The following is a 26,649-nucleotide window of genomic DNA, read 5'->3' as shown; positions in this document are numbered from 1 at the left end:
TCAGTGCGCCTCGCTATAGGGGTTGCATGCTTCGTCTATGGAAAATTGCGGCATGGGATCGGAAAGTGCCGCTTCGAAAGCCGCTTCGACCTCGGCCTTGGCCGCGGCTTCTATGGCGGCCAGCTTCGCTTCGCCGACCTCATCCAGAAGAGCTGTCCTTGATACCGTCAACGGATCGCGCATCTTCCAGGCGGCGATATCCTCAGGCTTCTGGTAGCCTCCCATGTCGGATGTCGAAAACCCTTCAACACGATAGGTCTTGCACTCGATCATGGCCGGACCTTCGCCACGACGGGCCCGATCGACCATGCCAGACACGGCGCGATAGACCGCGACGGCATCGTTGCCGTCGACGATTTCCGACGGCATGCCGTAGCCGGCCGCGCGCAGAGAAATGTCTTCGACAGATGACTGGACATTCGACGGTACGGTCAGGCCGAACTGGTTATGCTCGAGTACGAAGACCACCGGCAGCTTCCAGAGGGCGGCTATGTTCATGGCCTCGTGACAAATGCCGGTCTGGGCCGCGCCGTCGCCGAAGATGCACATGGCGACGTTCTTCTGCCCCATGACCTGCATGGACAGGGCCATGCCCGTCGCGGCCGGGATACCGGCGCCGACGATGGCATTGCCGCCGATAACGCCCTTCTCGGCATCCGCCACCAGCATGTGGCCGGCGCGGCCGCCACATGCGCCGGTCTGCCTGCCGAAGATCTCGGCGATCACCGGCCGCATGGTCATGCCCTTGCCGATATAGACGGCGTGGCCACGATGGGTCGTCGTCACCTTGTCTTCAGGCTCCAGCGTGGCCGTGGCCGCGATGCCGATCGCTTCCTGGCCATCGCAGCGGTGGATCGGACCGCGGGTCCGGCCTTCCTTGTGAAGGGCGCCGAGCCCTTCTTCCAGGTGCCGTACCATCAGCATCTTCCGATAGATTTCGAGGTGATCTTCCGTCGAGGGTGTGTTCTTCACAAGGAGCCTCCAAATGCGCTCACAAATTTAATACAAAAGTGTCGACACTTTGCAAGCCTTTCTGCAAAATAGATTCAGCCAAACTCAAAAGGAGCCTGAACAATGCGTCTGAAGGGGAAAACCGCCATCGTGACAGGAGGCGGTGCAGGGATCGGCGAGGCCACCGCCGAGCTGTTTGCGCGTGAGGGTGCACGCGTTCTTGTCGTCGACAGGGAGTTTGCGGCGGCGGAGCGTGTGGCAGCCGCCATCGGCGGAAGCGCGGCAGCAACCGATGTTTCCGATGAAGCCGCCGTGGCCGCGATGGCGCGACAGGCTGCCGATCAGTTCGGCAGCGTCGATATTCTCGTCAACAATGCGGGTTACGGCATCCGGGGGTCGGTGCTGACGATCGAAGCCGCCGACTGGGACGCGCTGATGGCCGTCAACGTCAAGGGCGTGTTTCTTTGCTCGAAGCACATCATACCCTTGATGACGGCGGGGGGCGCGATCGTGAATACCGCCTCCAACGTCGCCAATGTCGGGCTTGCCGACAGGGCAGCCTATGTCGCCTCGAAGGGCGCGGTCGCGGCCCTCACCCGGTCGATGGCGCTCGACCATGCCGGGCAGAAGGTACGGGTCAATGCGGTTGCCCCCGGCACTACATGGTCGAGCTATTTCGACAGGATCCTCGCGGAACATCCCGATCCGGACGGCTTCATCGATGCGCTCAACGCGCGGGCACCGATGAACCGCGTCGCCCGGCCGATCGAGATCGCCCAGGCGATCCTGTGGCTGGCCAGCGATGATTCCTCGTATGCCACGGGCTCCATCCTCACCGTGGATGGTGGAATGACGGCCTGGTAGGCCGTCAGACAGCCGGGATGGTGGCACGCAAAGCTGCCAGCATCTCGTCCAGATCCTGGCAGGGAAGGCAGCCTGCCGCCATGAGATCGGATCGCACATCGACCGGCAAACCGGAGTTCGAATCCTTCGGTATCTCGTTCAACCGGCCACCGACGAGAACCGGCAGATCCAGGCCATGATCTGCCATGATCGCCTTGACCGCCTTCGCATAGGAGAGCGCCACGCCGTTATAGGTGCTGATGGCGATGACGGTTGCACCGGATTCCCGCGCATGCCTGACGAGGGTTTCAGGATCGACAGCGACGCCCGCGTCGACAAGTCCGGCTCCGAGCCCTTCGAGGGCTTGTTCTACCAGATACTTGCCATGCTCATGCACATCGGTCGTGCCGATGCAGACAATCGATGTGTCCGAATTGCGCAGCGGTTGTTGGCGCTCAACCCAGTCGGCCGCCTTGTGGTTGAGCTCTCTTGCCCACTCGGCATGGATGAGCGGCAGCCTTCCACGCGGAGCCTCTGCACCCGGTCCGAACAGCAGTTCCATCCTCTTTGGGCCCATGCGGCGAATGGCGAGCATCAATGCGGCAGGATCCTTCGTATCGATCCCGCGATCAGACAGTCCCTTGAGCACGGATGCCGCAAAACGCCGACCGCCCTCGACAAGCGTGGCAGCCATCGTTTCGATCGCCTGCCAATCCAGGATGGGTGCATAGAAAGGCGCGTGATAGGCGAGCCGGTGCGCAAAGGTCTGCGCATCGATGATCTCGTCGACATCGGGAATGCGCTGGTTCTCGGTGACCGGTACCGGATTGACGGCATGGCCAGAGGGCCATCGGCCCAAGGCGAGAATATCGGCCGTCAGATAGCTGGACAGGCTTGCATAATTGCCCGCCGGCGTCGACTGATAGGCGACCGTATTGCCGAAGATCATCGTGCCGGGCGCATCATTGACCTGGACGAGCGCGGCATGAAAGGCCGCCCGCGACAGCGGGTCGCTGAAATGGTGTCCATAGCAATGCGACACGCGGGCGCCGATCAGGTCCTCGACGATATATTTCTCGATGACCACCATGCCGAGCGCGCAGGCCATATCGATGAAGAGGCCGGCAAATCCGTCGTCGAGATTCGAGTGCACAAGGATCGTCTCGTCCTGTGCCGCGATCAGTCCCAGCGCGGTGACCGTCGCCTCCGTGGTGGCCACGTCGTCGTCCCAATAGGGAAGCCGGAAGGTAAAATACTGACCCAGATTGCCGATCGCCGTCGCCCCGGCCGCGATCGCGGCACGGGTGTTCTCGATCGCGCCGGGAAGACCGAGCATGAAATCGCCGAAATGGGCTGCCGCCGGGGCCGCATTGGTGATGCGTGCAAAGTCCTCTGGTCCGTTCAGAACGATGCCCGTACCGCGCGAGGCCTTGTCGCGCATGGCTTCCGGATAGCCCATCGACCAGTCGAGCGTGATGCCGAACCGGTCGACGGTGACGCCTGACCTGGCGCAGGTCGCGTGCACGGTGCGGATGGCGTCGATCGTGCGGTTGACGTCGCGAAATCCGATATGTGCATGCTGCATCACCCGCCCTTCGGCGGCGCTGCGCAGCTTCCATTCGGCCTCCGATCCCACTCCTGTCTCGGAGAGAAACAGGCAGGTCCCCAGCCGCCAGGTGCGAGCCATATCGCGGCCCAGGCCAAGCAGGTAGCGCCCGTCGGGCAGGCGCGGATCGGTCAGAGCGGAACTAGCGGTCTCGGTCATGTCGGGACAGTTTCGATGAAGCGGCGGATGGAGGCGGAAAACTGCGCCGGCCGATCCTTCGGATGGAAATGCGCGCCGGTGAGCGAGCTCAAGATTGCGCCGGGGATTGCATCGGCGACCACCCGCGAAAGATCCGGCGGCGTCAGGATATCCTCGTCGGCAGCAATGACATGTACGGGGCGATCGATGCGCGGGAGATCATCGAGCCTGTCGTGATCCAGCAACATGCGTACCCGACCCGCCGTAACCTCAAGCGGGGCAAGCGCGGTGGGCGCGGCTTTCACGGCCGCTTCGAAACGCTCACGGTGCTCGTCCAGATAGGCGGCTTCATGGCCGAAAATATGCGTCAGGCGCTGATAGGTTTCGGCAAGCCCGCCTTCGAGCATCTCTGCCCGCGCAATGAAGAGGCTGCGGAACCGCTCGTCTGCCCTTGCCCAGGAACTGCTGATGGTGAAGCTCAGGCCGGTTCCCGGATGATCGAGTGCCAGCGTCTGGGCAATAGCGCCGCCGGTCGAATGGCCGACGATATGAAGTGGTTCACCCTGCATGGCAGCGATCGCGGCAAAGTCTGCCGAAATCTGGCCGATGGAGTAAGAACCTTCAGGCCTGTCGCTTCGGCCCGCGCCCCGATGGTCGACAACGGTCAGCCGGAAATCATTCCGCAACTCTTCGACAACGCCGTTCCAGAAGCGGCCGTCGCCGCCAAGGCCTGGGATCAGCATGATATGCGGGCCGCGGTCGCCGAATTGATCATAATGGATGCGGCATCCATCCGGAGCGACAAAGAGAGGCACTAGGGCTTCCTTCCGTTGGTGAGAATATCTCGTGCCGCTGCGGCAAGGCTGAGGCCGGTGACAGCAGAGGTCTTGGGATTGTCGGGTGATGGAGCGTTGGCGAACCGGAACCAGGCCTGGCCCGCGGCACTGGTGACTTCGATTTCGTGCATATTGCTCTCAAGCGCCGGATCGGCGATCACGGAAACCGAGATTGCCGCCGGATGCGCAACGAGTGCCGCAGTGAAGGCGGCATTCGTGTTCTTGGGAAAGAGCCTCGCGGCCTCGGCAGGGCTTCCTTCGAAAAGCACGGCCGGCTCGGTCAGGTCGCCGTAACCGCGGGCTTCGAGTTCCGCTTTCCACGCGGCCACCGGCTTGCTGAGCCGGTAGCGAACAATGGCGTCCGGCAGGCCTGAAACAGCGGCGAGATAATCGAGCCCGCCGATGGCGCCGGAGGGAATGACCAGCCTGGCGCCGGACTGCTTTCGGGCCTCTGCAATGGCCATGGCCGTCGCATCGTCGGCGAGTGCTCCGATGGACGCAACGATGACCGGCAGGCCGGCTGCGAGCAATGCCGGCACATAGGCAGGAACGCTCCCCTGCCCTGCCGCCTCGATGACCACCTGCGGGCTTGCCGCAATCAGTTGATCGACGCCGGTCACGACAAGCGCGGATGCGGGTGGAGAGGCCGAGGAGCCTTCACGGAGCAGGACGACCCATCGAACCCCCTGCCCTTCCAGGGCTGCAACGACCTCTTTGGCCAGAGCGCCGAAACCGATCAATCCGACAGTGACAGTCTCGCTGGATGCCATGGCGCTCAGCTCTGCTTCAAGGGGTCGAACTTGTCCTTCAAGTCACTGCCGAATACCGTCTGCCGCTCGATTTCAAGCACATTTTCCGGTCGCGGGAAATTCGAGGGAACGCGATCGCCGGGCTTGCGCGGCTTGCCGATCTGCCGGAAGAAATCCTCGAGACCATTCGGAACGATGAGCCAGACCCAGCGCAGACGGGTATCACCGTCATTGATGAACATATGCCGCACGTTCCTTGGAAGGAAGATAGCTGTATCCGGCACCAGGGGGAACTCTTTCCCGTCGATGACGGCTCTGCCATGCCCCTCGATGACGTAGACGGCCTCTTCGTTGCGGTCATGGGTATGCTCACGCACATAACCGCCCGGTGCCACCGACTGGGTTCCCATGCCGAACGGAAACTCCATCGGGATGATATGCGGTGCCAGTGCCACATCGACATGACCGTTGGCGGGTACCGGCTGCCAATAGCTCTCGCGCTGATCTGGACCGGATACATGGACACCGGCAGGGATGCCGGACTTTTCAGTGTCTTCCATTGCTGTTCCCTTCTATGAATACGCGTCAGTTCCAACGGTGGAACGCCAGGACATGCTGTCGGCAATCCTAGAGATTTTGCCGAAGGATCGTCTCGGCGGAAATGAACCCCCAGGTCAGATTGGGGCCGAGCGTCGTTCCCGCTCCCACGGCACGTGTTCCGATCGGATTGGCCATTGCCAGACCGGCTGCATAGAGCCCCGGAACGATCGAGCCGTCCTTGCGCAGCACCTGGCCGAATTCGTTGGTGCGGGCACCACCCTTGGTGCCGATGATCGAGCGGTTGACGGAAAGGCCGACATAAGGCGGCTTGTCGATCGGGAAGAGGCGAACCTTGCCGCCGTCCTTCTTGCGTTCCCAGGCCGGCTCGCCGCGGTGGAAATCCTCGTCCTTGCTTTTGGCGCAGAAGGAATTCCAACGGTCTATCGTTGCCCGTAACTCTTTCGCGGGAAGGCCGAGCATGCCGGCCAGTTCATCGATCGTATTGGCCTTCTTGACCCAGTCCCGCTCGTAGGACGCATACCATCGGAAGGTGAAGGAGGATTCCAGGAAGCGATGGTCGCCGACGAGATAACAGGGGAGATTTTTCGGCACGCCATCCGCATCGCGGGCATCGAGCGCTTCGCCGATGTTGAAATGCGCCTCGCTGACAAACCGCTTGCCGGACCGATTGACGACGATGGAATGCGGTTCGTAGAGGAAATTGATCGGCAGCCCGTATGGCTTGCCTTCGTATCGGGTCGGCAGGCAGACATAGACATTGGCCTGATCCATGTTGTCGAGATGCGCCCCGACGGCTTCCGCCATCTTCTGGCCATCGCCCTCATTGCTCATCGGCGTCCCGATACGGTCGATCGGACCGGGAAAATGCCGTTCCCGCATCTCCTTGTTCCACTCGAAGCCACCGGAGGCGATCACCACGCCTTTGCGTGCCGAAAGGGTTTCCTTCCGGCCGCCCCGGTCGACTTCCACACCGATAATGCGTCCGGTGTCATCCTGCACGAGGGCGACGGCCCGGGTTTCAAGCTGGAAGGTCACGCCCGCATCGAGGCATGCCCTGATGAGCCCCGTCATCAGGGCGGTGCCTTGTGCGCCTGCATTGTTGAGCCAGCGCCAGACCACTTTCGGCCACATCTTCATGATCGCCAGGAAAGGGCGATGATAGAGATCGAGATTGACGTTTTCCTGATAGGTGAAGACATGCGGCAAGGTCGATCGCCGCATCTTAGATGCATATTTCCCGACCAGCCGCCTGCTCAGGGGCATGGGGGAGAGCATGCGTCCGTATTTCTTTCCTCCCGGCGCCTCCACATAGGGATCCGGCTCGTCGATGAGGCGAAAGTCGATCGGCGTGTTGTCGGACAGAAATTTCAGCATCGTCGGCGCGTTTTCGACAAAGGCGCGATGACGGGCGCCTTCGCGTTCGGCCCAGTCATCGGGCTGGACTGCACGCAGATAATCGAGTGCCTCCTGCTTGCTGTCCGATACGCCCTGTGCCTTTGCAATATGATTGGCGGGGATCCAGACACCAGATCCGGACATGGCGGAGGTTCCGCCGAGCCGCCTGCTCTTCTCGAGCGCGAGGACCTTCAGCCCCCCTTTGGCTGCCCGCAATGCGGCCGAACACGCCGCTGAACCGGTTCCGATAACGATGACGTCATATTCGCTCAATGTCTTGTCCCCTCGGCTTTGCGACAAATATAAATCACCAAAGCGCGCTTCTGTCTACCAATGTGTCGACACTTTTGCGAACATGATCATTGCTGCCATCCGTCCTCCTCTGATTGAACGCCTGCAGTCGCAAGCGCAGGCCAGCTTGATGAGGCTCCAGCCTGGCATATCGGGTTTCAGCGGACGGCACGATCCAGAGGCGGCGCGGCCGCGGTTGGGCGGGAATTATGGCGCTACGAGCTTGCTGGCCGGCAACTCCACCTCCCCTCCCCCGGCGATCACCGGAGACCTTGAGGCAGGACCTCCAACTTCCAGAGCCGGTCCCCCTTGAAATAGTCCTTCGCGAATTCTCGCACCTGATCCGCAGTCACCTTGCCATAGCCTTCCGGACTATAGCGGATCAGGTCCAACCGCCGCGGATCTGTCTGCGCCTGCTGCAGAGACCGCGCCCAGAAATCATTGGTCTGCTCCTGATGCCTGAGTGTTTCGATTGCCGGCTCTCGGGCGCGCGACAGTTCGTCGGCGGAGACCGTGCTGGATCCGAGGTCGGCGATAACCCTGTCGAGTAGCATGTAGAAGGCGTCCACCTTCTGCGGCGTCGTCTCCAGATACAGATAGGCAAAGCCGTAGCCGCGCAAATCTCTTGAAAGCTCGGCGTCGCCTTGCAGACTATATGTCGCCCCCTGGGTAATCCTGAACTGGTCCATCAGCCTGTTCTGGATGATCTGCGTGGTAATGCTGGCGACGAAGGAGCGAGGAATATCGGAAAGCAGATCACCGACGGGCGCCCCGACTGCGATTGCCGCAGTGTCATCCCTGCCCTTGTGCACGGCAGTGACGGGTTCTGCCGTCGCCCTCGGAAACTGCACGTTATCCTCGCCGGGCCGCAATAGGGCGTCCGCCCGCGGAGGAAGAGCGCCGAAGGTGCCTGCCGTCAGGCGGATGGCGTCATCGACGGTCACATCGCCGGCGATGATGATCTCGATCGGCCCGGCGGAGACCAAAGGGCGAAACAGAGCTTCGAAATCGTCCGGCGTCGCGGCCGTTATCTCGTCCCGACCGGGGAAAGTCCAACGCGGATCGCCGGAATGTACGAGGCCGGAAAAATCCCGTCCCAGCACGCCGCCCGCCGTCGCATCATACTGGTCGAGGCTGGACAGATAGGCCTGCTGCACCCGCTTGAAGGCCTCCGGTCGATAGGCTGGATCGGATGTGTAGGCGGCCATCAATTGCAGCTGCGTTTCGAGATCCTCCGTCCGCGTCCGGCCGTCGAACCTGACTGAACTGTCGCCCACGGAGAAATCGATATCGAAGATCTTTGCGGCCAGCGCCTTCTGGATGTCCTCGAAGTCCATGGCCTTCGTTCCGGACAGAATCACGGCGGAAGATGCCCATAAAGGCAGAGAGCGGTCATGTGGCATCCCCAGTCGGCCACGCCCGATATGCTCGCGCACAACCACTTCCTTGTCGCGGAGCTTTGTCGGTTTGATGGTGAGGCGTACGCCGTTGGCGAAGCGCACCAGGGTCAGGCCGAGATCGTCGACAGTGCGGCGCTCGGCGACCACGCCCTGCTGTCCGAACGAGGTATAGGGCCAGGCGACACTTTGCGCGCTTGCGTTGGCGGAAACGCCAACGGAACGGGAGGCAGCATAAGCCTGGCGAAGCGCGTCGGCGCCCCCTTTCGGCGCCTGCCCTGCCTGAAGCAGGACCTGAGGTCCATTGCCGGCAAAGGCGGCCCGAAGCGCTTGGTCGACCTCTGCGACGGTCACCTCCGCCGTGATTTTCTCGAATAGCGAGAGATCTTCCGCCGGCGAGGTAAATACCTCATCGTTATCGACGCTTTCGGCAAGCATGGAGGCAAGCGCCGGTGTGGCCCGGGTGGCAGCCCCCGCTGCCTGCGCCTGCAAGGCCGAGTGGTATTCGACGATCTCCCGCTGGATCTCGTCCCGGGTAACGCCGAATTGCTCGATGCGGCGTTGCTCCTGATCTATCGCCGCAAGCGCTGCCTGCCATTTTTCCGGTTGCGAACTGGCCGAGACCGCTACGAGATGGGCCGATTTCAAAAGGTCCTGTCCACCCGCATTGGCACTGATAAAGGGGGCATCCGATTTGCTCGCGGCCGCACTCAGGCGGCGTTGCAGCACCATGAGACCAAGATCCTCGACAAGCTCGGCGCGTTGCTTGGCAACGGAATCGCGCGCGCCATCGAACGGACGTGTCCAGGCGATCTGCACGCGCGTCATGTTGCCAGGCACAGCAACGATGTTGAATGTTTCGCCTTCAGCCTTCAGTTTGCCGAGGTCGGGTGCCGGCGGATTGGGAGTGGTCGCCTTCCAGTCGTCGAAGCGCTGGCGGATCCCGGTTTCAATCGCCGCAGGATCGACATCGCCGACGACGATCAGTGTAGCCCGGTCGGGGCGATAATTGGCGGCATAATACTGGCGCAGAAGACCGACCGGTGCATTGCGGATGACCTCCGTCTTGCCGATCGGTGAGCGCAGCGTGACACGCTGCCCCTCGAGCAGCGTATCGAGCGTAGCCATGCCGGCCCGATATTGCGGTGTATCGCGCAGCCGCTCTTCGGAGAGAATGACGCCGCGTTCGCGGTCGAAGGCGGCGGCATCGAGCGTCAATTCGCTTGCCGTCTCGCGCATCAATTTCAGGCCGGTGGAGATCGTGTCGGCATCCACCTGCGGAAGATCAAGCGAATAGACGGTTTCGTCATAGGATGTATGGGCATTGGTATCCGGACCGAAGGCCAGGCCCTTGCGCTGGAGGATGCGCACCATCTCGTCCTCGGGGACATGCGTCGACCCACGGAAGGCCATGTGCTCGAGAAAATGCGCCAATCCCTGCTGATCATCGTTTTCCTCAAGCGAGCCGGAGCCGATGCGGAAGCGGATGGCCGCCTGCTTCGGCGGCGTGGCGTTGCGCATGATCGCAAATCGCATGCCGTTTGACAGCGTGCCGAAATGCACATCCGGATCGGCGGCAAGATCGCTCTGGGTTTGCGGCCACGGTGTGGCGGCATTCTCTGCGCGGGCCGGCGGCGATTGCATCGCGCCCAGTATAATCGTCACGAGGACAGCGAGTGCCCGGCAGGCTGAATAGGCCATGGATCTGGAAAACATCGTATTCCGGCAGGTGTTGATTCACATGCGGGAAATATCTCAGAGCGGCCCCTGTGCAGCAAGACACATGCGTTCGGATGGCTAAGCATTGAACAACGCGCTGCAATCACGCATACATGCGGACCTCACGTTGCCCGACCATCGACGCTTGACGCGGAGGCTTTCTCTCCGCCCGCTATTGGGAGCGAATGCAGGCAGATAGCGTTGAAGCGGGCGGACCGATTCGGAGAAAAAGCCGTTGACGGCGGTCAAAAGTCTCATTTTCCCCAAATAAATCTGCTGGTTAGTCGAAATGTTCCGGTTGCCGGCGATAGATGGATGCATCGACATGATTTTTCGACCCAAATCCTTGCTTATGGCGATGCTCACGGCGTTGGCCGCGCCGGCCTTCGCAGCCTACCCCGGTGACGCCACCTCGCCATGCCTGAAGCAGAGTTTCGAGAGTTCGGGATATATCGTATGTGCGGTAAAGCCCGGGGAGGTGGATCTTCGTCTGTTCTGGAAGAATGGTGAGGGAAAACCCTATCGCAGTTTCTCGACGCTGAGTGATGTGCTGCGGGCCGGCGGCAAGAACCTGATCTTCGCCATGAATGCCGGCATGTATTCCGACGATTTCATCCCTGTCGGCCTTTACGTCGAGGATGGGCGCGAACTGGTGCCGGCCAACCGGCGTGTGGTGACGGGCAAGCCCGGCGAGATCCCCAATTTCTACAAGCAGCCGAATGGCGTCTTCTTTCTCGACGGGGCCGGCGGCCATATCCTGACGACCGGGGATTATCTGGAACAGCAATCGAAATCGGGGCGGGAGGAGCCGCGCTTTGCCACCCAGTCCGGACCGATGCTGGTGATCAACAACAAGCTCAATCCGGCGCTGATCGAAGGGTCCAGCGACCGCACGCGGCGCAGCGCCGTCGGCGCCTGCGAGGACGGGGCGTTGCGGTTCGTAATCAGCGAGGACGATGTCAATTTTCATGACCTTGCCCGGTTCTTCCGCGACGAGCTGAAATGCAGCAATGCACTGTTTCTCGATGGCGGGCATGGAACCGGGCTGTTCGACCCTGCGCTCAAGCGGGCCGACTGGTCATGGCATGGCGGGTATGGGCCGATGATCGGATTGGTGGAGTGAGACGATCATCCGGGGAAGGGGAGATCCGCCACTTCGACGGTCCCGGCGCGGGATATCGCCCGATCAGTCCAACAGCATCCGCCCGGCGGCTGCGAGCGGCATGACCGACACATCGTTCTTGGCCGGATAGGTCTCGGATCCCGGATAGATGACGATCCTCTTTTCCGGCTGCAGATCCTCGCAGGCGAGATAAAAACCCTTCTCCAGCTTGGGCGCGAGGCTGCGCTTGATCTCGATTGCAAACGGCCGGCGGCCGGGGAGGGTGAGAAGAAGGTCGATCTCGGCCCCTGCCGAACTGCGATAGAAATTCGCGGTCGTCCCGGCGGGGGCTGCGGCGATCAAGGTTTCGATGACGAAGGCTTCCCAGCTGGCGCCGGCGATCGGATGGCCGAGCAACTGTTCTCCGCTTCCGATGCCTAAGAGCGCATGGGTGATCCCACTGTCCCTCACATAGATCTTCGGCGACTTGACCAGGCGTTTGCCGGCATTGGCGTGCCAGGGTTCCAGCCGGCGCACAAGAAGAAGGTCGACGAGGAGGTCAAGATAGGAGGCGACCGTCTTGCCGTCGACGCCCAGCGAGCGGGCGAGGTCGGCGGCATTGAGCAACCCCGACTGGTGATGCGCCAGCATGGTCCAGAACCGCCGCAGCGTTTCCGCCGGGATGCGTGGGCCGAGCTGGGGAATATCCCGTTCCAGATAGGTGCGGATGAAATCCTGCCGCCAGCGCAGACTGGCACGATCGTCCGCAGCAAGAAGGCTGTCGGGAAATCCGCCGCGCAGCCAAAGCGTGTCGAGCTCCTGCGGGCCGACTTCCAGTCCGTCGACCGGATGCATTTCAAGATAGGCGATGCGGCCGGCAAGCGTCTCGCCGGATTGCTTGAGGAGATCGATCGAGGCCGATCCGAGCAACAGGAACTGCCCGTTGCGGCGGCCGGCACGACGGGCACGATCAATCAGACCGCGCAGGTTCTGGAAGAGGTCCGGCAGCCTCTGCACCTCGTCTAAGATGACGAGCTTGTCCTCGTGCTGGGCAAGATAGAGTTCGGGCTCCGCAAGCTTGGCCCGATCCGCATCGGACTCTAGATCGAGATAGATGGCCGGCCGGCTTTCGGCGATCTCCAGCGCCATGGTCGTCTTGCCCACCTGTCGCGGCCCGAGAAGGGCGACAGCGGAGCTCGTATCGAGCAGTTCTGCGAGCTGGGACCGGATTCTTCGCTTGATCATCCTCGCATTTATGGACCATAATTCCACAATTGCAAGGATGATTGAGCTTCAAAGGAAGACGGCAAGTTGTTCCAGGAGCGCTGCCGCCTTCAGATTACAGGCCGGCCTCCGCCATCCAGAGTTCGGCGTCGGCTCCGCCGGGAATGTAGAGTGGCGCGGACGCATCGGTGGCGGCCCGCCAGACCGCCGCAGCGACGTCGGACGCATATGTGACCGGGCCGGTATCATCCTGGACTGCCTTCACGAATTGCTGGATCTGCGGCGCGTAGTCCGCATCGTCCATGCCGCGAAAATGGGGGCGGGCGTTTTCTCCGAACCGGGTCGTCGGCGAGCGGCCTGGTAAGACGAGATGCGCTCTTATGCCGAAAGGCTTCACTTCCATCGCAAGCGTTTCAGTGAAGGCGTTCACCGCGGCCTTGCTCGCCCGGTAGACGCCGACGATCGGCAAGGTCTTCACGGTGACGGTGGAGGTGACATTGATGATGACCCCGGACCGGCGCTGGCGCATCTGCGGCAGTACGGCCTGAACCATGGCCAATGTGCCGATCGTGTTGGTCTGAAACAGGGATTGTATCGTCTCTGGCGCGGTGAGCTCGACAGGGGAGGGGGCTCCAAAGCCGGCATTGTTGACCAGCACGTCCATCGCGCCGGCATCTTCAACGGCGCTTGCAATGCTTGCCGGATCGGTCACGTCGAGCGGCAGGATCCGCAGGCGATCGGATGTCGGCAGCAGGTCCCGATCAGGTCTGCGCATCGTGGCAATCACGTCCCATCCCCGTTCGAGAAACAGTTTGGCCGTTTCCAGGCCGAAGCCGGACGAGCAGCCGGTGATCAGTATTGTGGGCATGAGAACCTCCAGAGGAATAGGAATGATGTGATCATAGCCACGCAAGCCGAGACCATATATACGCTTCAGTCTCCATTTCTTTGGAGATAGTCCTGATCATGGCCGCTGATCCTCTCGCCGAAATCGTCACATTGCTGCAGCCCGCCGCCCGGTTCTCCAAGCTGGTCGAGTGCGCCGGCACCTGGCGGATCGAGCGAGAAGGAACAGGCGAGCCGTTCTACTGCGCCATCCTGGAAGGGTGCTGCCGCGTCACCTTCGCAGATCATCCACCCTTCATGCTTGAGGCCGGTGATTTCGTCCTGGCGCCGGCCATGTGCGACCTTGTCAACGAGAGTCTCGACGCTCCTGCCGACCTTCCGGCGATGCTTCCCACCCGGTTGGGCGAGGGCCATTTTCGCCTTGGTCGGCTGGATGGGCCCACGGATCTGAAGATGCGTATCGGGCATTGCAGTTTCGGATCGCCGGACGCGGCCCTGCTTGTGTCCCTCTTGCCTGATGTCGTGATCGTGCGTCGCGAGCCGCGGCTTGGAACCTTGATACAGCTCGTCGCGGAAGAAACGCGCGAGGGCCGTCCGGCCCGCGAGCTGGTGCTGGAACGACTGCTGGAAGTCCTTCTGATCGAGGCACTGCGATCAGGCACGCAAGCCACCGCAACATCGGGCCTCAGCCGAGGCCTTGCCGATGAACGCCTGGCGGCAGCACTCTCCGCCATCCATGCGCGACCGGCCCATGCCTGGACAGTCGCAGATCTTGCGAAAGAAGCGGCCCTTTCCAGATCTGCATTCTTCGCCCGGTTCAGCCGGATCGTCGGCCTGCCACCGATGGAATATCTGCTGGCCTGGCGTATGGCACTGGCAAAACAACTGCTGCGCAGCCGTGAAATGGGAATGGACGAGGTGGCCGAGCGGGTGGGATACGGTTCGGCAAGCACATTCAGCGTCGCCTTTGCCCGACACGCGGGCATGCCGCCCGCCCGATATGCGCGCAGAAGTCTGCAGGGCGAACTGGCAGACACGGACAGGCAATGACCGTTGTTGGCAGGGTGGGGCTTCCCTCCACCAATTTGTCACTCGGGCTTTGGCCAGGCTGCTTTGCCCCAACCATCCGTGCAAGCCGTGATCTCGAATTTCCGGCATTACAAATGAGGAACGCACCGCGCAAAAAGCCGCGCTATAGGCCCGCGGCCTTTGCGGGATTGATGCAAAGGCGATCGCTGCGGCTCGTCTCGCCCCATGCGTGGCCGAACTGCTTGCAGACACGGCGCTCGTCTGCATTGGCGGCGCTGGCGCGACCGGCGCGAATGAAGCCGCGAAAGAAATTCAGTGTGCGGTCAAGCTGCGATGAGAGTCTTTCCGCCGGTTGGGGGAGGGGGAGGGGAGGGCGAGAGAGGGGGCTGCGCCGGCAAGGCTGGCATTCCATCGGGAACTGGCCCGATCACGCCAGCAGCCATGCTATGCCTCCCATGGGTCGATCACCGCCGCATAGGTATCGGCAAATTCGACCGCGTTGCGGGTGACGAGGATCAGATCATGGACGATCGCGGTTGCCGCCATCAATCTATCGATCTCACTGCGCCGCCCGGCTCCGCCGAGCCGTCCCCATTCCACGGCGATTTCACCGGTAACCGGCAGTATCCGATCGTGGTGATCATGACGCAGCTTGCGCAGCCATTCATCAGCACGGGCGGCGACCATCGGATCGGATGCCTGTCTGAGGGCAATGCCCCGGGTGATTTCGCCAAGGGTGAGCGCGCTCAGATAGATTGTCTGCGGATCGACCTTGCGCAACCATGCAACGGCTTGCGGGTCGCCGCGGCGCGCCTGCGTGATGACGTTGGTATGGACGAGATACATCAGCTGGCGCCGCCCCTGTTCATGTCCGGCTGACAGGCGTCGACCAGATCGGCCATCTCTGCATCCCATGTCGGCTCGCCGAGAAGGTGGTCGACGATGGTCGGCCTACCGGCGAGCAGCGCATCGTAATCGGCCGTCGACAGGACCACTGCAGTGCGCTCGCCGCGCACGGTCACGGTCTGTGGACCCTCATGACGGGCCTTCTGCACGACTTTCGAGAATTGGTTCTTAGCGTCCTGTAGCTGCCATTCCATTCGCCCGCTCCAATCTAGCTAGACTGGCTAGCTATTTACAAAAAGCAGCTTTTCCAGTCAACAACGCAATGGCTTCCGATCGCGCATGGCGGTTATTGCGGCAGGTTGCTGCAACAACATCATAGTCTAGCGAAATAAAACCGGCATATAGGTTTCGTTTAAGGTACCGTTTACCATCATATCAGAGGCTTACTTTCTCGCGAAAACCGGCATGACAGCGTTGACGGGACCCGCTTTCGACGCCGCTGTTGCTCTGGCCCGTCTCGGCGAAACTTACGTCGCAAACTTTGCGGCCCGTTCGCCGGCGGCTTAATCATGCCGCAGATCTGGATCGAAGCATATCGGACATTACAAATTGCGAACCATGATCGAACTCAAAGGCGCCCACTATAAGGGCGTTGTTTTATACGCCGTGTTTTTCGACGTCCGATATGCGGCGTCCTATCGTGACCTGGAAGAGATCATGGCTGAGCGCCGCCTTGCCGTCGATAACGCGACACTCAACAGATGGGTCGTGAAATATTCGCCACTGATCGCCTGTCAGGCCCGACGTCGAAAGCCGAGACCAGCCGCTCATGGCGGATGGACGAGACCTATGCCCTTGGTCAAAAGCAGGTGGACCTGTTTCTACCGCAATATGGGCGTCCGGCAAAATCTTGGGTTTGATGCTCCGAGCATCGCGATGAGGCCGCCGCCATGCCTTCTACGCTCGTACCATCAAGAGCAATGGTTGGCCGGAAACGTCGTCCACAAGAGCGGCGCGAACCTTGCGGGATTGCAGACCATAAACCGGCTGCTGCTATTGCAAGGATGGTTCTGACTGATCGAGATTCGCCAAGTCAAATATCTCAACAACATGATCGAGCAGTATCACCGGCTCATCAAGAAGATCACCCGTTCCATGAAAGGCTTACAATCCTTCCTGCCTGCCTCGGCGACACTGGATGGGATCGAGTCGCCCACATGATCCGCAAGCGGCAGTTCTCAAACGGTGATCAATCCGCCTTACACCGATTTACTGCCCTCGCAGCATAACCTGCCTAAAGATAGCCGTGCCTGCCGCCTCCTTAAGTGTTCGCGACAGAACCCTTCATGTTGCCAATGACGAGAGATAGGATATAAGAGGAGTATATTTGTCATATTTATGCATGGTGCGTCCGCTGGCTACAAGGCACGAGGAGATCGAATCCCTTTATATCGCAGAGCGCAGCCGTCTCGAGCGGCTGGCTGGGCGGAAGGTTGGTCATGCGAACGCAGCGGATGTAGTTCAGGACGTTTTCACAAGTATTTGGTCTAAGGCAAGGGAACACGTTATCCTCACCCCCGCTTATCTGGTGCGGGCAACGGGATACGCCGCGATAAGCCAATTTCGCACCGATCGGCGCCATGAAAGAATTCTCGCTGATCTGACGGAAGAACAATATTCTCCGCCGGTTATCATGCCTGACCAAATCGTCAGCGCACGCCAAGAACTGCAACGGCTGCAGGATGCGATCGACGGCCTGCCAGAGCGAACGCGAAAGATTTTCCTGCTCAATCGTGTTCACAATTGCTCTTACGACGAAATTGCCTTTGCCCTCGACCTATCTTATAGCACCGTCGAGCGCGAAATCGCGAAGGCCATTCTGGCTTGTAAGGCCGTGGGCTGATACTTTCGTCCTCTTTGATAGCTCGCAGAGGCCCATTTGCCCGGATCTTTGCCGCACCTGAGGGCGCGGGGGTAATGTAGACGACTTGATAGCTTGAGGCTGGGGATAGATTCGCTCATCGGTGGCGCAGGCATTCTTTCATGACGGAACACCAACAGCAAACCTCCAACGCTAAACTGATCGAGCGGGAAGCGATTGCATGGTTCACTCGCATGAACGGCAAACCATCCGTGCAAGACCGTCGCGATTTCCAAGCCTGGCTGCAAACCTCCGCAGATCACCGAAGTGTATATGAGGACGTGTGTAGGCTCTGGGCGACCACGGACACTCCTGCGAAACTGGCTGAAATCGATGATCATCCGGACCTTGCGGAACCGTTGGAGAAAATCCACCGCCTCCGCACGGAGCGGCAGGGCAACAAAACAGGTCCTATCATCGTCGGCTGTCTTGCCATTCTGGTTGCCGGCATCTGGATCTGGCTTGAGCGGCCCAATCTCCTGCAAGATATGCGTGCGGATTTCGTCTCGCCCAGAGGTGAGCGAAGAGAAATAACCCTGCAGGACGGCTCGCATGTCCTGATGGACGCAGATTCCGCCCTGAGTATCTCCATGTCGGGAACGGAAAGGCGAGTACGGCTTCTGCGCGGCACGGCATTTTTCGAGGTGACGCATGTCGGAACGCCGTTCACTGTCGAGGCACAGCACGGCGCAGCGAGGGTCCTCGGAACCGAGTTCGACGTCTCGATGAAGGAGGATCGCGAAGTCACGGTCACGCTCGCGAAAGGCAGCGTCGCCGTCGGTATCGATGGCATGAGCCAGAAAGTCGTTTTGAGCCCAGGTGAGAGTGTGGACTATGGCGATGATGGTTTAGGTAGCGTCAGAAAAGCCATTCTGGATGATGAGATGGCGTGGCACAACGGGCGGTTCATATTCAACAATGCGCGCCTTGCAGACGTCCTTGCCCAGATCGAACGCTATCGGGCCGGCCGTATAGTCGTCGTCGGCCACGGGCTCGGCGAATTGAGGGTGAGCGGCAATATTGCGCTCGACAACACGGATAAGGCGCTTGCCGCTGTACAATCATCCGTTGGTTTCCGCATGCACAGCCTCGGCAAGCTGACTATCGTTGGCCCCTGAGACTACAGAAACGCCCTTCGTCAATTTTTTTGCCGAAAAGATGAGGGTGCCGGCCTCGCTCGCGCGATTGAGAAGATGAGAGGGTGGCAATGCAGAGAGCACCGCCTTCGCTTCAATCTCTGAAGGGCAGGGGCGTTACATGAGGGGCAAGACTTTCACATGCAGGACGGTTGTTCTGTTGGCTGCGACGGCGATGACGGCAATCGTCGGGGATGCAATCGCCATCCGCCCGGCGCTGGCGCAAGCGACTGGCGAGCGGCTGCGCAATTTCGACATTCCGGTAAAACCTATTCGGCAAGGCATGAATGACATTGTTCGTGCCACTGGAATTAATGTCGTTTTTCCCGAGACACCTGCAGCGTCGAGCCCTGGCAAGGCCGTTCACGGTTCGATGAGCACAGCGAAAGCGATCGAGTCGCTTTTGCTCGGCTCCGGTCTGCAATTCAGCTTCACCAATTCAAACACGGTGACCATCACCACGGCGTCACAGGAGGCGGAGAGGGGCGCTTCGGACGCCACCACGCTTGCTCCCATTGTCCTTAAGGCGGACGCCAACTCCACCATGACACCAATGCCAGCCTACGCTGGCGGACAGGTAGCCACCGGTGGGCAGATAGGCCTTCTTGGCAATCGCAACGTCATGGACACACCCTTCAATATTACGAGCTACACCGGTGATCTGATCAAGGATCAGCAGGCTCTGTCTGTGTCCGATGTCCTTGCCAATAACGCAGCCGCCCGCATCTTCTATCCTGATAACGACGGTTCGACGGACTTTCTCCTCCGCGGAAACAAGGTCTCTCAGCTCGATATTGCCTATGACGGTCTTTACGGAATCGGAACGCCGGGTATCGAATCGATCGAACGTGTCGATCTGCTCGTGGGTGCGAACGCCTTGCTGAACGGCCTTGGCCCGATCGGCGGGGTCGGTGGAATGATCAACCAGGTGCCGAAGCGGGCGCTGGATACCCCGCTTACCGAAGTCACGACGGGATATTATGGCGGCCAGTTCGGTGGAGGCATAGATGTCAGCCGTCGCTACGGTGCTGATGGCGAATTCGGCATCCGCTTCAACGGTGCTTATCGCGATGGCGACACGGGGGTCGACCATCAATCCCGCAAGGTAGGTACCGCAACCGCTGCGCTGGACTGGCACGATCCGGATAACGATGCGCGCGTCTCCGTCAATCTCGGCTATCGGGCCAACGAGAACGACGCTCCAAACCGTACCACCTATTTGCTTTCCAGCACCTTCCGGATCCCCGGCCCGCCCAGCGACCCAACGTCCAACTGGCAAAATCCCTGGTCATACGACAACACTTACACGAAGTTCGGAACGGCTCGGGTTGAGTACGACATTACGCCCGATGTAACGGCCTATGCAGCAGTCGGAGGCTCTCGCTTCACCGAAGAGCAATTGTTTGCAAATACTTTCCTGATGGATAACAGCGGCACCCTGGGACAACGGCAGGTCTATTGGCCGCTCTACCGCAACAGCGTGACGGCTGAGGCAGGGCTACGCGGCGAGTTCGAGACCGGGCCTGTCACGCATCGCTGGTCGTTGGCTGCTTCGGGCATGTCGATCAACAACGGTATCGCGCTTAACACGCTCGCAACGACATATTCCAACCTCTATGATCCCGTCTTCATCACCGAGCCCAGCATCGCAGGACTGGCCGATGCAGAAAACGTTCCGAGGACAGCAAGCACCAGGCTGTCCGGCGTGGCGTTAGCGGATACCCTCTCCGTACTGGATGATCGCATTCAATTCACGCTTGGCATACGCGACCAAGACGTGAACGCGAAGAATTACGACCCGGCAACAGGCGACGTCACTTCTATTTACGACAAGAATGCCTGGACGCCAGCCTATGCACTCGTCGTCAAGCCATGGGAGAAGCTGTCGCTTTACGCGAATTACATCGAGGGGCTTCAGCAAGGTGGTATGATCCCCGCCGGATACGCGGATGCAGGCCATAGTCTGGCTCCCTTCATCACCAAGCAATATGAAATCGGAGCCAAGTACGACTTCGGCGACTTTCTTGTTTCGCTCGGCGGCTATCAGGTGACGACACCAAACGCGATCGCCAGTGGCCTATCCTATGGGGTAGATGGAGAACAGAGGACACGAGGCCTCGAATTCAATGCGCAGGGAGAAATCGCGTCCGGAGTTCGCTTGCTCGGCGGGATCGCGCTGATCAATGCCCGACAGACGCGCACCGCCGGTGGAACCAATGACGGAAAGAAGGTGAATGGTGCAGCCGACATCCAGGTCAATGTCGGTGCGGAATGGGACCCCGCGTTTCTCCCCGGATGGACGGTCAGCGGGCGCGCCATTTATACCGGATCCGCTTATATCGACGCCGGCAATCAGCAATCCATTCCTGACTGGACACGCCTCGACGCCGGTCTCCGCTACCAGACGAAACTCGCCGGTCACGAGACTTCGTTTCGTTTCAACGTCGAGAATATTGCCAACAAGAGTTACTGGATTGCTGGAAATGGTTTCGTGATGAACGCAAGACCTCGAACTTTCGTGCTGTCGGCGAGCATGAAATTCTGACGCGGCACAAGGGCATGGCGCCGAACCCTGTGATGAAAACAAGCCGTAGAGAGTTTCTCGCCCAAGTAGGTGCCTGGAACGTCCTGGCGGGAGGGGCAGGGGTGAGATCCGCCGTTGCGCGGGAATTCTCACTGCGTCCCGCGACGATAGAATGGGCCGCGGCGGAGACGATCGTTGCCATTGGTGGAATGCCGGTCGCGACTGCCAGCCCCTATGACGGGCAGACAGGTGTCACCGACACCTTCGCCAACGTTCAGCAGATTGGGTCGATCTTTGCTCCTGATCTTGAGAATCTCCAGGCATTGACGCCGGATCTCATCTTCTGCGCCAATTGGCAACAAAGCCTGGTGCCTATGCTCCAGCGGATCGCGCCGGTTCATGTCTTCGATCTTCGAAGTTCGCCCGAACTGGTCGATAATACGTTTCGCCTGGTCGACGATATTGGACAAATCATCGACCGGCAGGAGGGCGCGCGCAACTATCGACGGAAGGGACAAATGGAACTGGATGCCATGCGCGAACGCCTTCTTCCTCTTGATATGCCTCCCATTTTGCTCGGAGCACTGGTACCGGACGGACGGCATATCTCCGTCTTCGGGTCTGGTAGCTTGTTCGACGGCGTGCTGCAGCAGCTTGGGCTGAAGAACGCATGGACTGGCCCCATGAACGCCTGGGGTAACATCACTCAGGGCATCGAGGTCCTGGCTGATTATCCGGACGTTCTGTTTCTCTACCTCGATGCTGGTTCATCTACCGTCGCTGCACGGCTTGCCTTGGGGTCGAGCTCGTTGTGGAATGCCTTGCCATCGGTCAGGAACGGCAATGTCAGACCGCTCCCGTTTGCCTGGCTCTATGGCGGATTACCGACGGTACTTGGCTTCGGCCGATCTCTCGTCGCCGCGTTGGCATAAGTTGGCCACAGCGATGGTTGATATCTCTGATAGGCGATGGATGGTCGGATCGGCGACCTTGTTAATCTTGGCGGCGTTCATCGCGTTGATCACCTGCCGGGCCTCCGATTTGCTGCCACCGAGACTTTGGCTCGACGCGATGCTATCGTCTGATCCGGAACCGCGAGAGCTGCTATTTCGAGACAGTTTCCTTCCAAGGATCGTGATTGCCTTGATGGCCGGAGGCGGACTGGCCCTCGCAGGAACGATCTTTCAGCAAGTGCTTCGCAATCCGCTGGCCGAAGCGACAACCCTAGGCGTTTCCGCAGGCGCGCAACTCGCACTTGCCATCTGCATGCTCTGGTGGCCTTCGCTTTACGGAGCAGCACAGGGATGGATCGCACTTGCTGGCGCTGTCGTTGCATTCGCATTCGTAATCTGGATGGCGGCGTCCCTCGGTTTCTCACCCTCCAGTCTCATCGTCTCCGGCATGATGGTCAGTCTCATCTCCGGTTCGCTTTCCGGGCTTTTGATTATCCTCAACCACGATTATCTCTCTGCCCTGTTCATCTGGCAGAGCGGATCGCTGGCGCAGAACGATTGGGCCGCGGCGATGCGGCTTCTGGCCGAGACCGTTCCGTTGGCAATCCTGTGCATACTGCTTGCCCGCCCGCTCGAAATAATGGGATTGGGAGATGGCGAAGCCAAAAGCCTCGGCATCCCGGTTTGGCCTTTCCGTCTTCTCTTTCTGGCCATGGCGGTCTGCCTTGGGGCAAGCGTTACCAGCGCCGTGGGCGTAATCGGGTTCATCGGCCTTGCGTCACCTGCATTGGTTCGCCTGCTGGGGGCACGAACGCTTCGCGAGCGCCTGGCATACGGCTCCCTGCTCGGCTCGGCGCTTCTATTGTTGACGGATCAGATCGTCCAGTTGAAATGGTTCACAGCGCAGGAGATTCCGACTGGCGCCGCAACCGGCCTGTTGGCGGCTCCTCTTCTGATCTGGCTCATGTCGAGAGCAAGAAGCCATCTGGGATCGCATCATACAACGGAACAGATAGCACCGCGCCTCGAAGACGGGGCATCCCGTCGACTGCTGGCGGGAGCGGCACTAGTCCTGGTGGCCGGGCTCGTCCTCGCGTTAATGGTCGGTAAAACGCCGGCCGGATGGCATCTTGCATCATGGCGCGAATTTGATCTTCTCTGGCCGTGGCGGTCTCCCCGCGTCTTCGGGGCGCTGGGATGTGGTGCACTGCTTGCCGTTGCCGGCCTTTTACTGCAGAGAATGACGGGCAATGCCATGGCGAGCCCGGAAGTCCTCGGCGTTTCGTCGGGCGCGACCGTGGCGGTCTTACTATGCCTTATGGTCATTCCCGGTTTCGATCCGACCTGGGTTTTGCCGGTTGCCGGTGCAGGGGCGATGGCGACAGTTGTGCTCTTGCTCGCGATATCTGGGCGATCTTCGTTTTCGTCGGACAGGCAGATATTCGTCGGGATTGCCCTCGCATCCTCTATGACAGCCGTTTCCTCCATCGCCCTGACAAGCGGCGATCCTCGGACGAGTCTTCTCCTGTCCTGGATGTCGGGCTCGACCTACGGGCTTACCTCTGTGCAAGCTGCTTTCACCTGCTTGACGGCCGCGGTGATCTTGGTTGCCACATCTTTCTGCGCGCGCTGGCTGGATGTGCTTCCACTTGGCGAGCCCACCTCACAGGCGCTTGGCCTGAGCAGCCGCCGTACACGTCTTATCCTCCTGGTGCTGGCCTGCGCGGCAACGGCCATAGCAACCCTGGTTGTTGGGCCGCTGAGTTTCGTCGGGCTGATGGCGCCCCATATGGCCCGGATGTTCGGACTGCAGCGGCCAGTACCCCAGCTTCTTGGTGCGGCAATTTTCGGCGCATTGATCATGGTGGTCGCCGATTGGTTCGGGCGCAGCATCCTGTCGCCGTGGCAATTGCCGGCAGGGCTCGTTGCATCCCTGGTTGGAGCCCCCTATTTTCTCTGGTGCATGCATAGCCGAAAAAAGCCGAGCTGATGCTGCAACCGGTGTTGGCGCGGAGGCCGCGGCCACGCCCATGCGTGTTCGATATCTGCCGTGGGCTCTTGAACTCGCATATTCGGTCTTATCATCCTCGATAAGGATTGGTAGCGACATGATCGTCGTGTCGCGTGGATTGCCTACCCGGCAAAAGAGAGCCGGCATATCGCGCATGCCGGCCACTCGAAAACGATGACAATCTATCGTTTCGTTGCAAGAAGGGCCGCTTCCTCTTCATCCCGCTGCCGCCCCCCGAGGGCCGCCGCGGCAGAGGCAATGAAGGCGCCGACGAGCAGGGAAAGAGCACCGAGCATTGCCGTCGTCGAGGCGGACTTTCGGGCTTTGTCTGCTGTTTGCTGTGCGGCGACCTTGGCCTCGTCTATCCGCTGAAGTACGGTGTCGACGCGCGCTGTTGCCTCTTCGGGAGTAAGACCGGTGCGAGACGCGACGACCGCAGACAAATAGGTCTTGTCTTCGTCAGTCATCGCACCCGCTGCAGCGGATTTGATGAGAATACGGGAAATCTCTGAGGCGGCAGCGGCGTCATCCGACGGGGCGCGATTGCGCAGATCCTGACGACGGAGCAAAGCATCGGTGAAGTAACCGGTTGCGAGGTCGGGGCTCGCGCTGTCACTGTTTCCAGCGGAGACGGCGCCCGCGGTGGCCGCAGTCGAAGTGGCAGATGTAAGTGCTTGAATTCCACCGCCCACCAGGCTGGTGAATGCCGACCCGGCAAGTCCCGCTACGACCACTGTCGCGAGAGCCCAACTCAGGAAACCGTGCGCGGTATCACGGAAGAATACTTCATCGGTGTGGATACCTGCCCATTTCGTGCGAAGCCTGCCGGTGAGATAGCCGCCGAGGGCAGACGAGAGCCATTGGACGACGACAAACCAGATCGCTGCCGTGATGCTGACAGTGGTGAATGAGGCACTTTCTCCAGCCCATGGAGAGACCATGGTCAGGCCGACGCCGGCGCCGAGGAGAAGAAGGATGAGCGCTGTCGCCGACGCGGCGACGGCGCCACCTATAACTGGCCCCCAACTGAGAGCCGGGACAGAGGATTCGACACCGATATCGGATACGCCAGATTGGTAGATAGGCATGTCACTCTCCTAACGCATGAAGAGGACGAGTAGGATGACGATCGGCAATGGCACGCCGAGAAGCCAAAGAAGAATACCGCGACCCATGGGAAACCTCCGAAAACTGAATTGTTGTTGGCTCCGCCTGAACGTTCCTGAATCCTTCCAGTTCCCGGCAATATCCTTTGGTACGGTTGTCTAAGGTCTTTTGCTCTCTGGTCGATCTCGAGTTCACCAAGCTTTTCGGTCACACGGGTAGGCCTTGACGATTGAGCAAGGAAAACCGCCCGCCTCACATGCGAAGTGGCTTGATGACATCGATCCTCACGTGGCCTTCAAGCAGGCCCCGCTTGAGATTGTGCCGTCCATGTTCAACCTCGATGACCGTGTAAAGCTTCTCATCTCGAAAAGCGCTCGCGTTCCGTGTGGACACGTCATCCGCAGGCGCAGCATCGATTTCCATAAAGTCGAGTTCCTGTGCCGCCGCCACCACCCTCGCATCGCCAGCGGTTCTTGCCGCTACGAGTACGACGCCATGCCCCGGCTTGATTTCCCAGCCTGGATCATCGCTCGGAGCACTTGGTTCCAGCCGATAGATATTGAGGACTTCTCCGGCATCGGCGGTTTGCGTCTTGGAATCGGCGATCTGGCTTCTGCTCTCTGTGGACCGGCCAAAAGTTGTGTCGCTCGTAGAACTGCCGGCAAGCTCTGGATGTGTGTCTGTGAATTGGGACATTTTCATACCTCCGATTACAGAAACAACAATCTCGGTCCGGTCGGTGTTCCGTTTCATTGCCGTTTCGACCTGTTGTGTACGGTTGTCGCTCTTCCAGATTCTTCTACTGCGCCTATCTCCGTTCGGAGATATGGGAGGAAGCCGCGTGAATATCATGATCGTAGAGGATCAATTGCTGGTGGCGTTCGAGCTGGAGCGAATTGTCGAGGGCGCGGGACACGATGTTGTCGCGATCGTGGCGACTGTCGATCAGGCTTTGGCTTATGCGGCCAAAGCAGACATCGCGTTCGTCGACATTCGGCTGGCAGGCGGCGATAACGGCGCGCTGCTCGCCCGCCGGCTGATAGACCGCTTTCATATCAAGGTGATTTTCGTCACTGCCAATCCCGGCGAAATTGGCCATGGACTGGAAGGAGCTGTCGATCTCATTTCAAAGCCTTTTACCGACCAGCGTGTTTTGCAAGGACTTTCCAAGGCCGTAGAGACTGGACGCGAGACACACAAGCTCAACCCGAGGAAGGCGACAGGTTCATAGGGGTAGCTGAACAAAAGGACGGAAAGAGCGCACCCCTCTCAAAAACCTCCTCTGGGCCAATCGCGAGGGGCTCGAAGATAACACGTCCTTTTCCGAGGTTGAGAGCGGATTTGATGGGGTGGGAGTGGCCTGCTCTTAGCCTGCTCCATGTTGTTCAAATCTGCCGACGCGGCAATCACTGCTTTCCTGTAATTTGGATGGCTCAGGATTTCGGATTTACCACTTCCGATGCA

Annotated in this window: 22 protein-coding genes and 1 pseudogene; 10 read left to right on the top strand and 13 right to left on the bottom strand. The window is 60.1% G+C overall.

Translation table 11 applies throughout. From position 1 onward, the window contains the following. Nucleotides 1-972 carry a thiamine pyrophosphate-dependent dehydrogenase E1 component subunit alpha gene (locus NCHU2750_RS24445; protein WP_119944410.1) on the bottom strand — a complete coding sequence of 324 codons (972 nt, stop codon included), beginning with the start codon at nt 970-972 and terminating at the stop codon, nt 1-3. Between the two features lie 102 nt (nt 973-1,074). On the opposite strand from NCHU2750_RS24445, the gene NCHU2750_RS24440 reads away from it, so the two are divergent. Next, nucleotides 1,075-1,815, top strand: a complete 741-nt coding sequence (locus NCHU2750_RS24440; protein ID WP_119944409.1) for an SDR family oxidoreductase — start codon at nt 1,075-1,077, stop codon at nt 1,813-1,815. Between the two features lie 4 nt (nt 1,816-1,819). Here NCHU2750_RS24440 and NCHU2750_RS24435 read toward each other — a convergent pair whose 3' ends face one another. The 6 genes from NCHU2750_RS24435 to NCHU2750_RS24410 form a co-directional block, all read right to left on the bottom strand. Continuing rightward, nucleotides 1,820-3,559 (bottom strand): cobalamin B12-binding domain-containing protein, encoded by a 1,740-nt coding sequence (locus NCHU2750_RS24435; protein ID WP_119944408.1) that lies wholly within the window; start codon nt 3,557-3,559, stop codon nt 1,820-1,822. Further along, nucleotides 3,556-4,353: an alpha/beta fold hydrolase gene (locus NCHU2750_RS24430; RefSeq protein ID WP_119944407.1), complete on the bottom strand. Its 798-nt coding sequence runs from the start codon at nt 4,351-4,353 to the stop codon at nt 3,556-3,558. The genes NCHU2750_RS24435 and NCHU2750_RS24430 overlap by 4 nt, the downstream gene beginning before the upstream one ends. Next, on the bottom strand, nt 4,353-5,144 hold the full coding sequence (locus NCHU2750_RS24425) for an aspartate dehydrogenase domain-containing protein (RefSeq protein ID WP_119944406.1): 792 nt from the start codon (nt 5,142-5,144) through the stop codon (nt 4,353-4,355). Before NCHU2750_RS24425 ends, NCHU2750_RS24430 begins: the two co-directional genes overlap by 1 nt. Nucleotides 5,145-5,149: 5 nt before the next feature. After that, nucleotides 5,150-5,683, bottom strand: coding sequence for a cupin domain-containing protein (locus NCHU2750_RS24420; protein ID WP_119944405.1), 534 nt, complete (start codon nt 5,681-5,683; stop codon nt 5,150-5,152). 67 nt (nt 5,684-5,750) lie between these two features. Further along, a complete protein-coding gene (locus tag NCHU2750_RS24415) occupies nt 5,751-7,352 on the bottom strand; it encodes an FAD-dependent oxidoreductase (protein WP_119944404.1) in 1,602 nt (533 codons plus the stop codon). Between the two features lie 278 nt (nt 7,353-7,630). Beyond that, the gene (locus NCHU2750_RS24410; RefSeq protein WP_119944403.1) at nt 7,631-10,483 is read right to left on the bottom strand and encodes a M16 family metallopeptidase; all 2,853 of its coding nucleotides are present in this window, start codon (nt 10,481-10,483) and stop codon (nt 7,631-7,633) included. Between the two features lie 328 nt (nt 10,484-10,811). Between NCHU2750_RS24410 and NCHU2750_RS24405 the strand changes: the two genes are divergently transcribed. After that, the gene (locus NCHU2750_RS24405; RefSeq protein WP_119944402.1) at nt 10,812-11,609 is read left to right on the top strand and encodes a phosphodiester glycosidase family protein; all 798 of its coding nucleotides are present in this window, start codon (nt 10,812-10,814) and stop codon (nt 11,607-11,609) included. Nucleotides 11,610-11,672: 63 nt separating this feature from the next. Here NCHU2750_RS24405 and NCHU2750_RS24400 read toward each other — a convergent pair whose 3' ends face one another. Next, nucleotides 11,673-12,833, bottom strand: a complete 1,161-nt coding sequence (locus tag NCHU2750_RS24400; protein ID WP_119944401.1) for an ATP-binding protein — start codon at nt 12,831-12,833, stop codon at nt 11,673-11,675. A gap of 94 nt (nt 12,834-12,927) precedes the next feature. Next, nucleotides 12,928-13,680, bottom strand: coding sequence for an SDR family oxidoreductase (locus NCHU2750_RS24395; RefSeq protein WP_119944400.1), 753 nt, complete (start codon nt 13,678-13,680; stop codon nt 12,928-12,930). A 98-nt stretch (nt 13,681-13,778) separates the two neighbouring features. Here NCHU2750_RS24395 and NCHU2750_RS24390 point away from each other — a divergent pair, with 98 nt between their 5' ends. Beyond that, nucleotides 13,779-14,708, top strand: coding sequence for an AraC family transcriptional regulator (locus tag NCHU2750_RS24390; protein WP_119944399.1), 930 nt, complete (start codon nt 13,779-13,781; stop codon nt 14,706-14,708). 423 nt (nt 14,709-15,131) lie between these two features. Here the strand turns inward: NCHU2750_RS24390 and NCHU2750_RS24385 are convergent, their stop codons facing one another. Together NCHU2750_RS24385 and NCHU2750_RS24380 are read right to left on the bottom strand one after the other, a co-directional pair. Further along, nucleotides 15,132-15,533 carry a type II toxin-antitoxin system VapC family toxin gene (locus NCHU2750_RS24385; protein ID WP_119944398.1) on the bottom strand — a complete coding sequence of 134 codons (402 nt, stop codon included), beginning with the start codon at nt 15,531-15,533 and terminating at the stop codon, nt 15,132-15,134. Next, complete coding sequence (locus tag NCHU2750_RS24380) at nt 15,533-15,787, bottom strand: type II toxin-antitoxin system Phd/YefM family antitoxin (protein ID WP_119944397.1); 255 nt, start codon at nt 15,785-15,787, stop codon at nt 15,533-15,535. The genes NCHU2750_RS24385 and NCHU2750_RS24380 overlap by 1 nt, the downstream gene beginning before the upstream one ends. A gap of 364 nt (nt 15,788-16,151) precedes the next feature. On the opposite strand from NCHU2750_RS24380, the pseudogene NCHU2750_RS24375 reads away from it, so the two are divergent. The 6 genes and pseudogenes from NCHU2750_RS24375 (at nt 16,152) to fhuB (ending at nt 24,057) form a co-directional block, all read left to right on the top strand. Further along, nucleotides 16,152-16,822: pseudogene (locus NCHU2750_RS24375) on the top strand (IS6 family transposase). 113 nt (nt 16,823-16,935) lie between these two features. After that, nucleotides 16,936-17,436 carry an RNA polymerase sigma factor gene (locus tag NCHU2750_RS24370; protein ID WP_119944396.1) on the top strand — a complete coding sequence of 167 codons (501 nt, stop codon included), beginning with the start codon at nt 16,936-16,938 and terminating at the stop codon, nt 17,434-17,436. 140 nt (nt 17,437-17,576) lie between these two features. Then, the gene (locus tag NCHU2750_RS24365; protein WP_119944395.1) at nt 17,577-18,572 is read left to right on the top strand and encodes a FecR family protein; all 996 of its coding nucleotides are present in this window, start codon (nt 17,577-17,579) and stop codon (nt 18,570-18,572) included. Nucleotides 18,573-18,711: 139 nt separating this feature from the next. After that, nucleotides 18,712-21,135 (top strand): TonB-dependent receptor, encoded by a 2,424-nt coding sequence (locus NCHU2750_RS24360; protein WP_119944394.1) that lies wholly within the window; start codon nt 18,712-18,714, stop codon nt 21,133-21,135. Between the two features lie 14 nt (nt 21,136-21,149). Continuing rightward, entirely contained in the window at nt 21,150-22,046 is an 897-nt protein-coding gene (locus NCHU2750_RS24355) for an ABC transporter substrate-binding protein (protein WP_119944393.1), read from the top strand. Next, nucleotides 21,931-24,057: a Fe(3+)-hydroxamate ABC transporter permease FhuB gene (gene fhuB / locus NCHU2750_RS24350; RefSeq protein ID WP_245480521.1), complete on the top strand. Its 2,127-nt coding sequence runs from the start codon at nt 21,931-21,933 to the stop codon at nt 24,055-24,057. The genes NCHU2750_RS24355 and fhuB overlap by 116 nt, the downstream gene beginning before the upstream one ends. Nucleotides 24,058-24,260: 203 nt before the next feature. On the opposite strand, the gene NCHU2750_RS24345 is transcribed toward fhuB, so the two are convergent. After that, a complete protein-coding gene (locus NCHU2750_RS24345; RefSeq protein WP_119944391.1) occupies nt 24,261-25,166 on the bottom strand; it encodes a hypothetical protein in 906 nt (301 codons plus the stop codon). Nucleotides 25,167-25,437: 271 nt separating this feature from the next. Next, nucleotides 25,438-25,881, bottom strand: a complete 444-nt coding sequence (locus NCHU2750_RS24340; protein ID WP_502703877.1) for a hypothetical protein — start codon at nt 25,879-25,881, stop codon at nt 25,438-25,440. Nucleotides 25,882-26,026: 145 nt separating this feature from the next. On the opposite strand from NCHU2750_RS24340, the gene NCHU2750_RS24335 reads away from it, so the two are divergent. Then, nucleotides 26,027-26,416, top strand: a complete 390-nt coding sequence (locus tag NCHU2750_RS24335) for a response regulator (RefSeq protein WP_119944706.1) — start codon at nt 26,027-26,029, stop codon at nt 26,414-26,416. Nucleotides 26,417-26,649: the final 233 nt, after the last annotated feature.

It is taken from the genome of Neorhizobium sp. NCHU2750, assembly GCF_003597675.1.
Lineage (GTDB): Bacteria > Pseudomonadota > Alphaproteobacteria > Rhizobiales > Rhizobiaceae > Neorhizobium.
The sequence above is the reverse complement of the archived record's forward strand: the minus strand, read 5'-3'. Positions and strand labels throughout refer to the sequence as shown.

What these genes read in the sequence shown, in the direction of transcription:
- NCHU2750_RS24440 (WP_119944409.1), top strand. Translation starts at nt 1,075, where the DNA reads ATGCGTCTGAAGGGGAAAACCGCCATCGTGACAGGAGGCGGTGCAGGG.
- NCHU2750_RS24435 (WP_119944408.1), bottom strand. Translation starts at nt 3,559, where the DNA reads ATGACCGAGACCGCTAGTTCCGCTCTGACCGATCCGCGCCTGCCCGAC.
- NCHU2750_RS24425 (WP_119944406.1), bottom strand. Translation starts at nt 5,144, where the DNA reads ATGGCATCCAGCGAGACTGTCACTGTCGGATTGATCGGTTTCGGCGCT.
- NCHU2750_RS24420 (WP_119944405.1), bottom strand. Translation starts at nt 5,683, where the DNA reads ATGGAAGACACTGAAAAGTCCGGCATCCCTGCCGGTGTCCATGTATCC.
- NCHU2750_RS24410 (WP_119944403.1), bottom strand. Translation starts at nt 10,483, where the DNA reads ATGTTTTCCAGATCCATGGCCTATTCAGCCTGCCGGGCACTCGCTGTC.
- NCHU2750_RS24405 (WP_119944402.1), top strand. Translation starts at nt 10,812, where the DNA reads ATGATTTTTCGACCCAAATCCTTGCTTATGGCGATGCTCACGGCGTTG.
- NCHU2750_RS24400 (WP_119944401.1), bottom strand. Translation starts at nt 12,833, where the DNA reads ATGATCAAGCGAAGAATCCGGTCCCAGCTCGCAGAACTGCTCGATACG.
- NCHU2750_RS24395 (WP_119944400.1), bottom strand. Translation starts at nt 13,680, where the DNA reads ATGCCCACAATACTGATCACCGGCTGCTCGTCCGGCTTCGGCCTGGAA.
- NCHU2750_RS24390 (WP_119944399.1), top strand. Translation starts at nt 13,779, where the DNA reads ATGGCCGCTGATCCTCTCGCCGAAATCGTCACATTGCTGCAGCCCGCC.
- NCHU2750_RS24385 (WP_119944398.1), bottom strand. Translation starts at nt 15,533, where the DNA reads ATGTATCTCGTCCATACCAACGTCATCACGCAGGCGCGCCGCGGCGAC.
- NCHU2750_RS24380 (WP_119944397.1), bottom strand. Translation starts at nt 15,787, where the DNA reads ATGGAATGGCAGCTACAGGACGCTAAGAACCAATTCTCGAAAGTCGTG.
- NCHU2750_RS24370 (WP_119944396.1), top strand. Translation starts at nt 16,936, where the DNA reads ATGGTGCGTCCGCTGGCTACAAGGCACGAGGAGATCGAATCCCTTTAT.
- NCHU2750_RS24365 (WP_119944395.1), top strand. Translation starts at nt 17,577, where the DNA reads ATGACGGAACACCAACAGCAAACCTCCAACGCTAAACTGATCGAGCGG.
- NCHU2750_RS24360 (WP_119944394.1), top strand. Translation starts at nt 18,712, where the DNA reads ATGAGGGGCAAGACTTTCACATGCAGGACGGTTGTTCTGTTGGCTGCG.
- NCHU2750_RS24355 (WP_119944393.1), top strand. Translation starts at nt 21,150, where the DNA reads ATGGCGCCGAACCCTGTGATGAAAACAAGCCGTAGAGAGTTTCTCGCC.
- fhuB (WP_245480521.1), top strand. Translation starts at nt 21,931, where the DNA reads ATGCCTTGCCATCGGTCAGGAACGGCAATGTCAGACCGCTCCCGTTTG.
- NCHU2750_RS24345 (WP_119944391.1), bottom strand. Translation starts at nt 25,166, where the DNA reads ATGCCTATCTACCAATCTGGCGTATCCGATATCGGTGTCGAATCCTCT.
- NCHU2750_RS24340 (WP_502703877.1), bottom strand. Translation starts at nt 25,881, where the DNA reads ATGTCCCAATTCACAGACACACATCCAGAGCTTGCCGGCAGTTCTACG.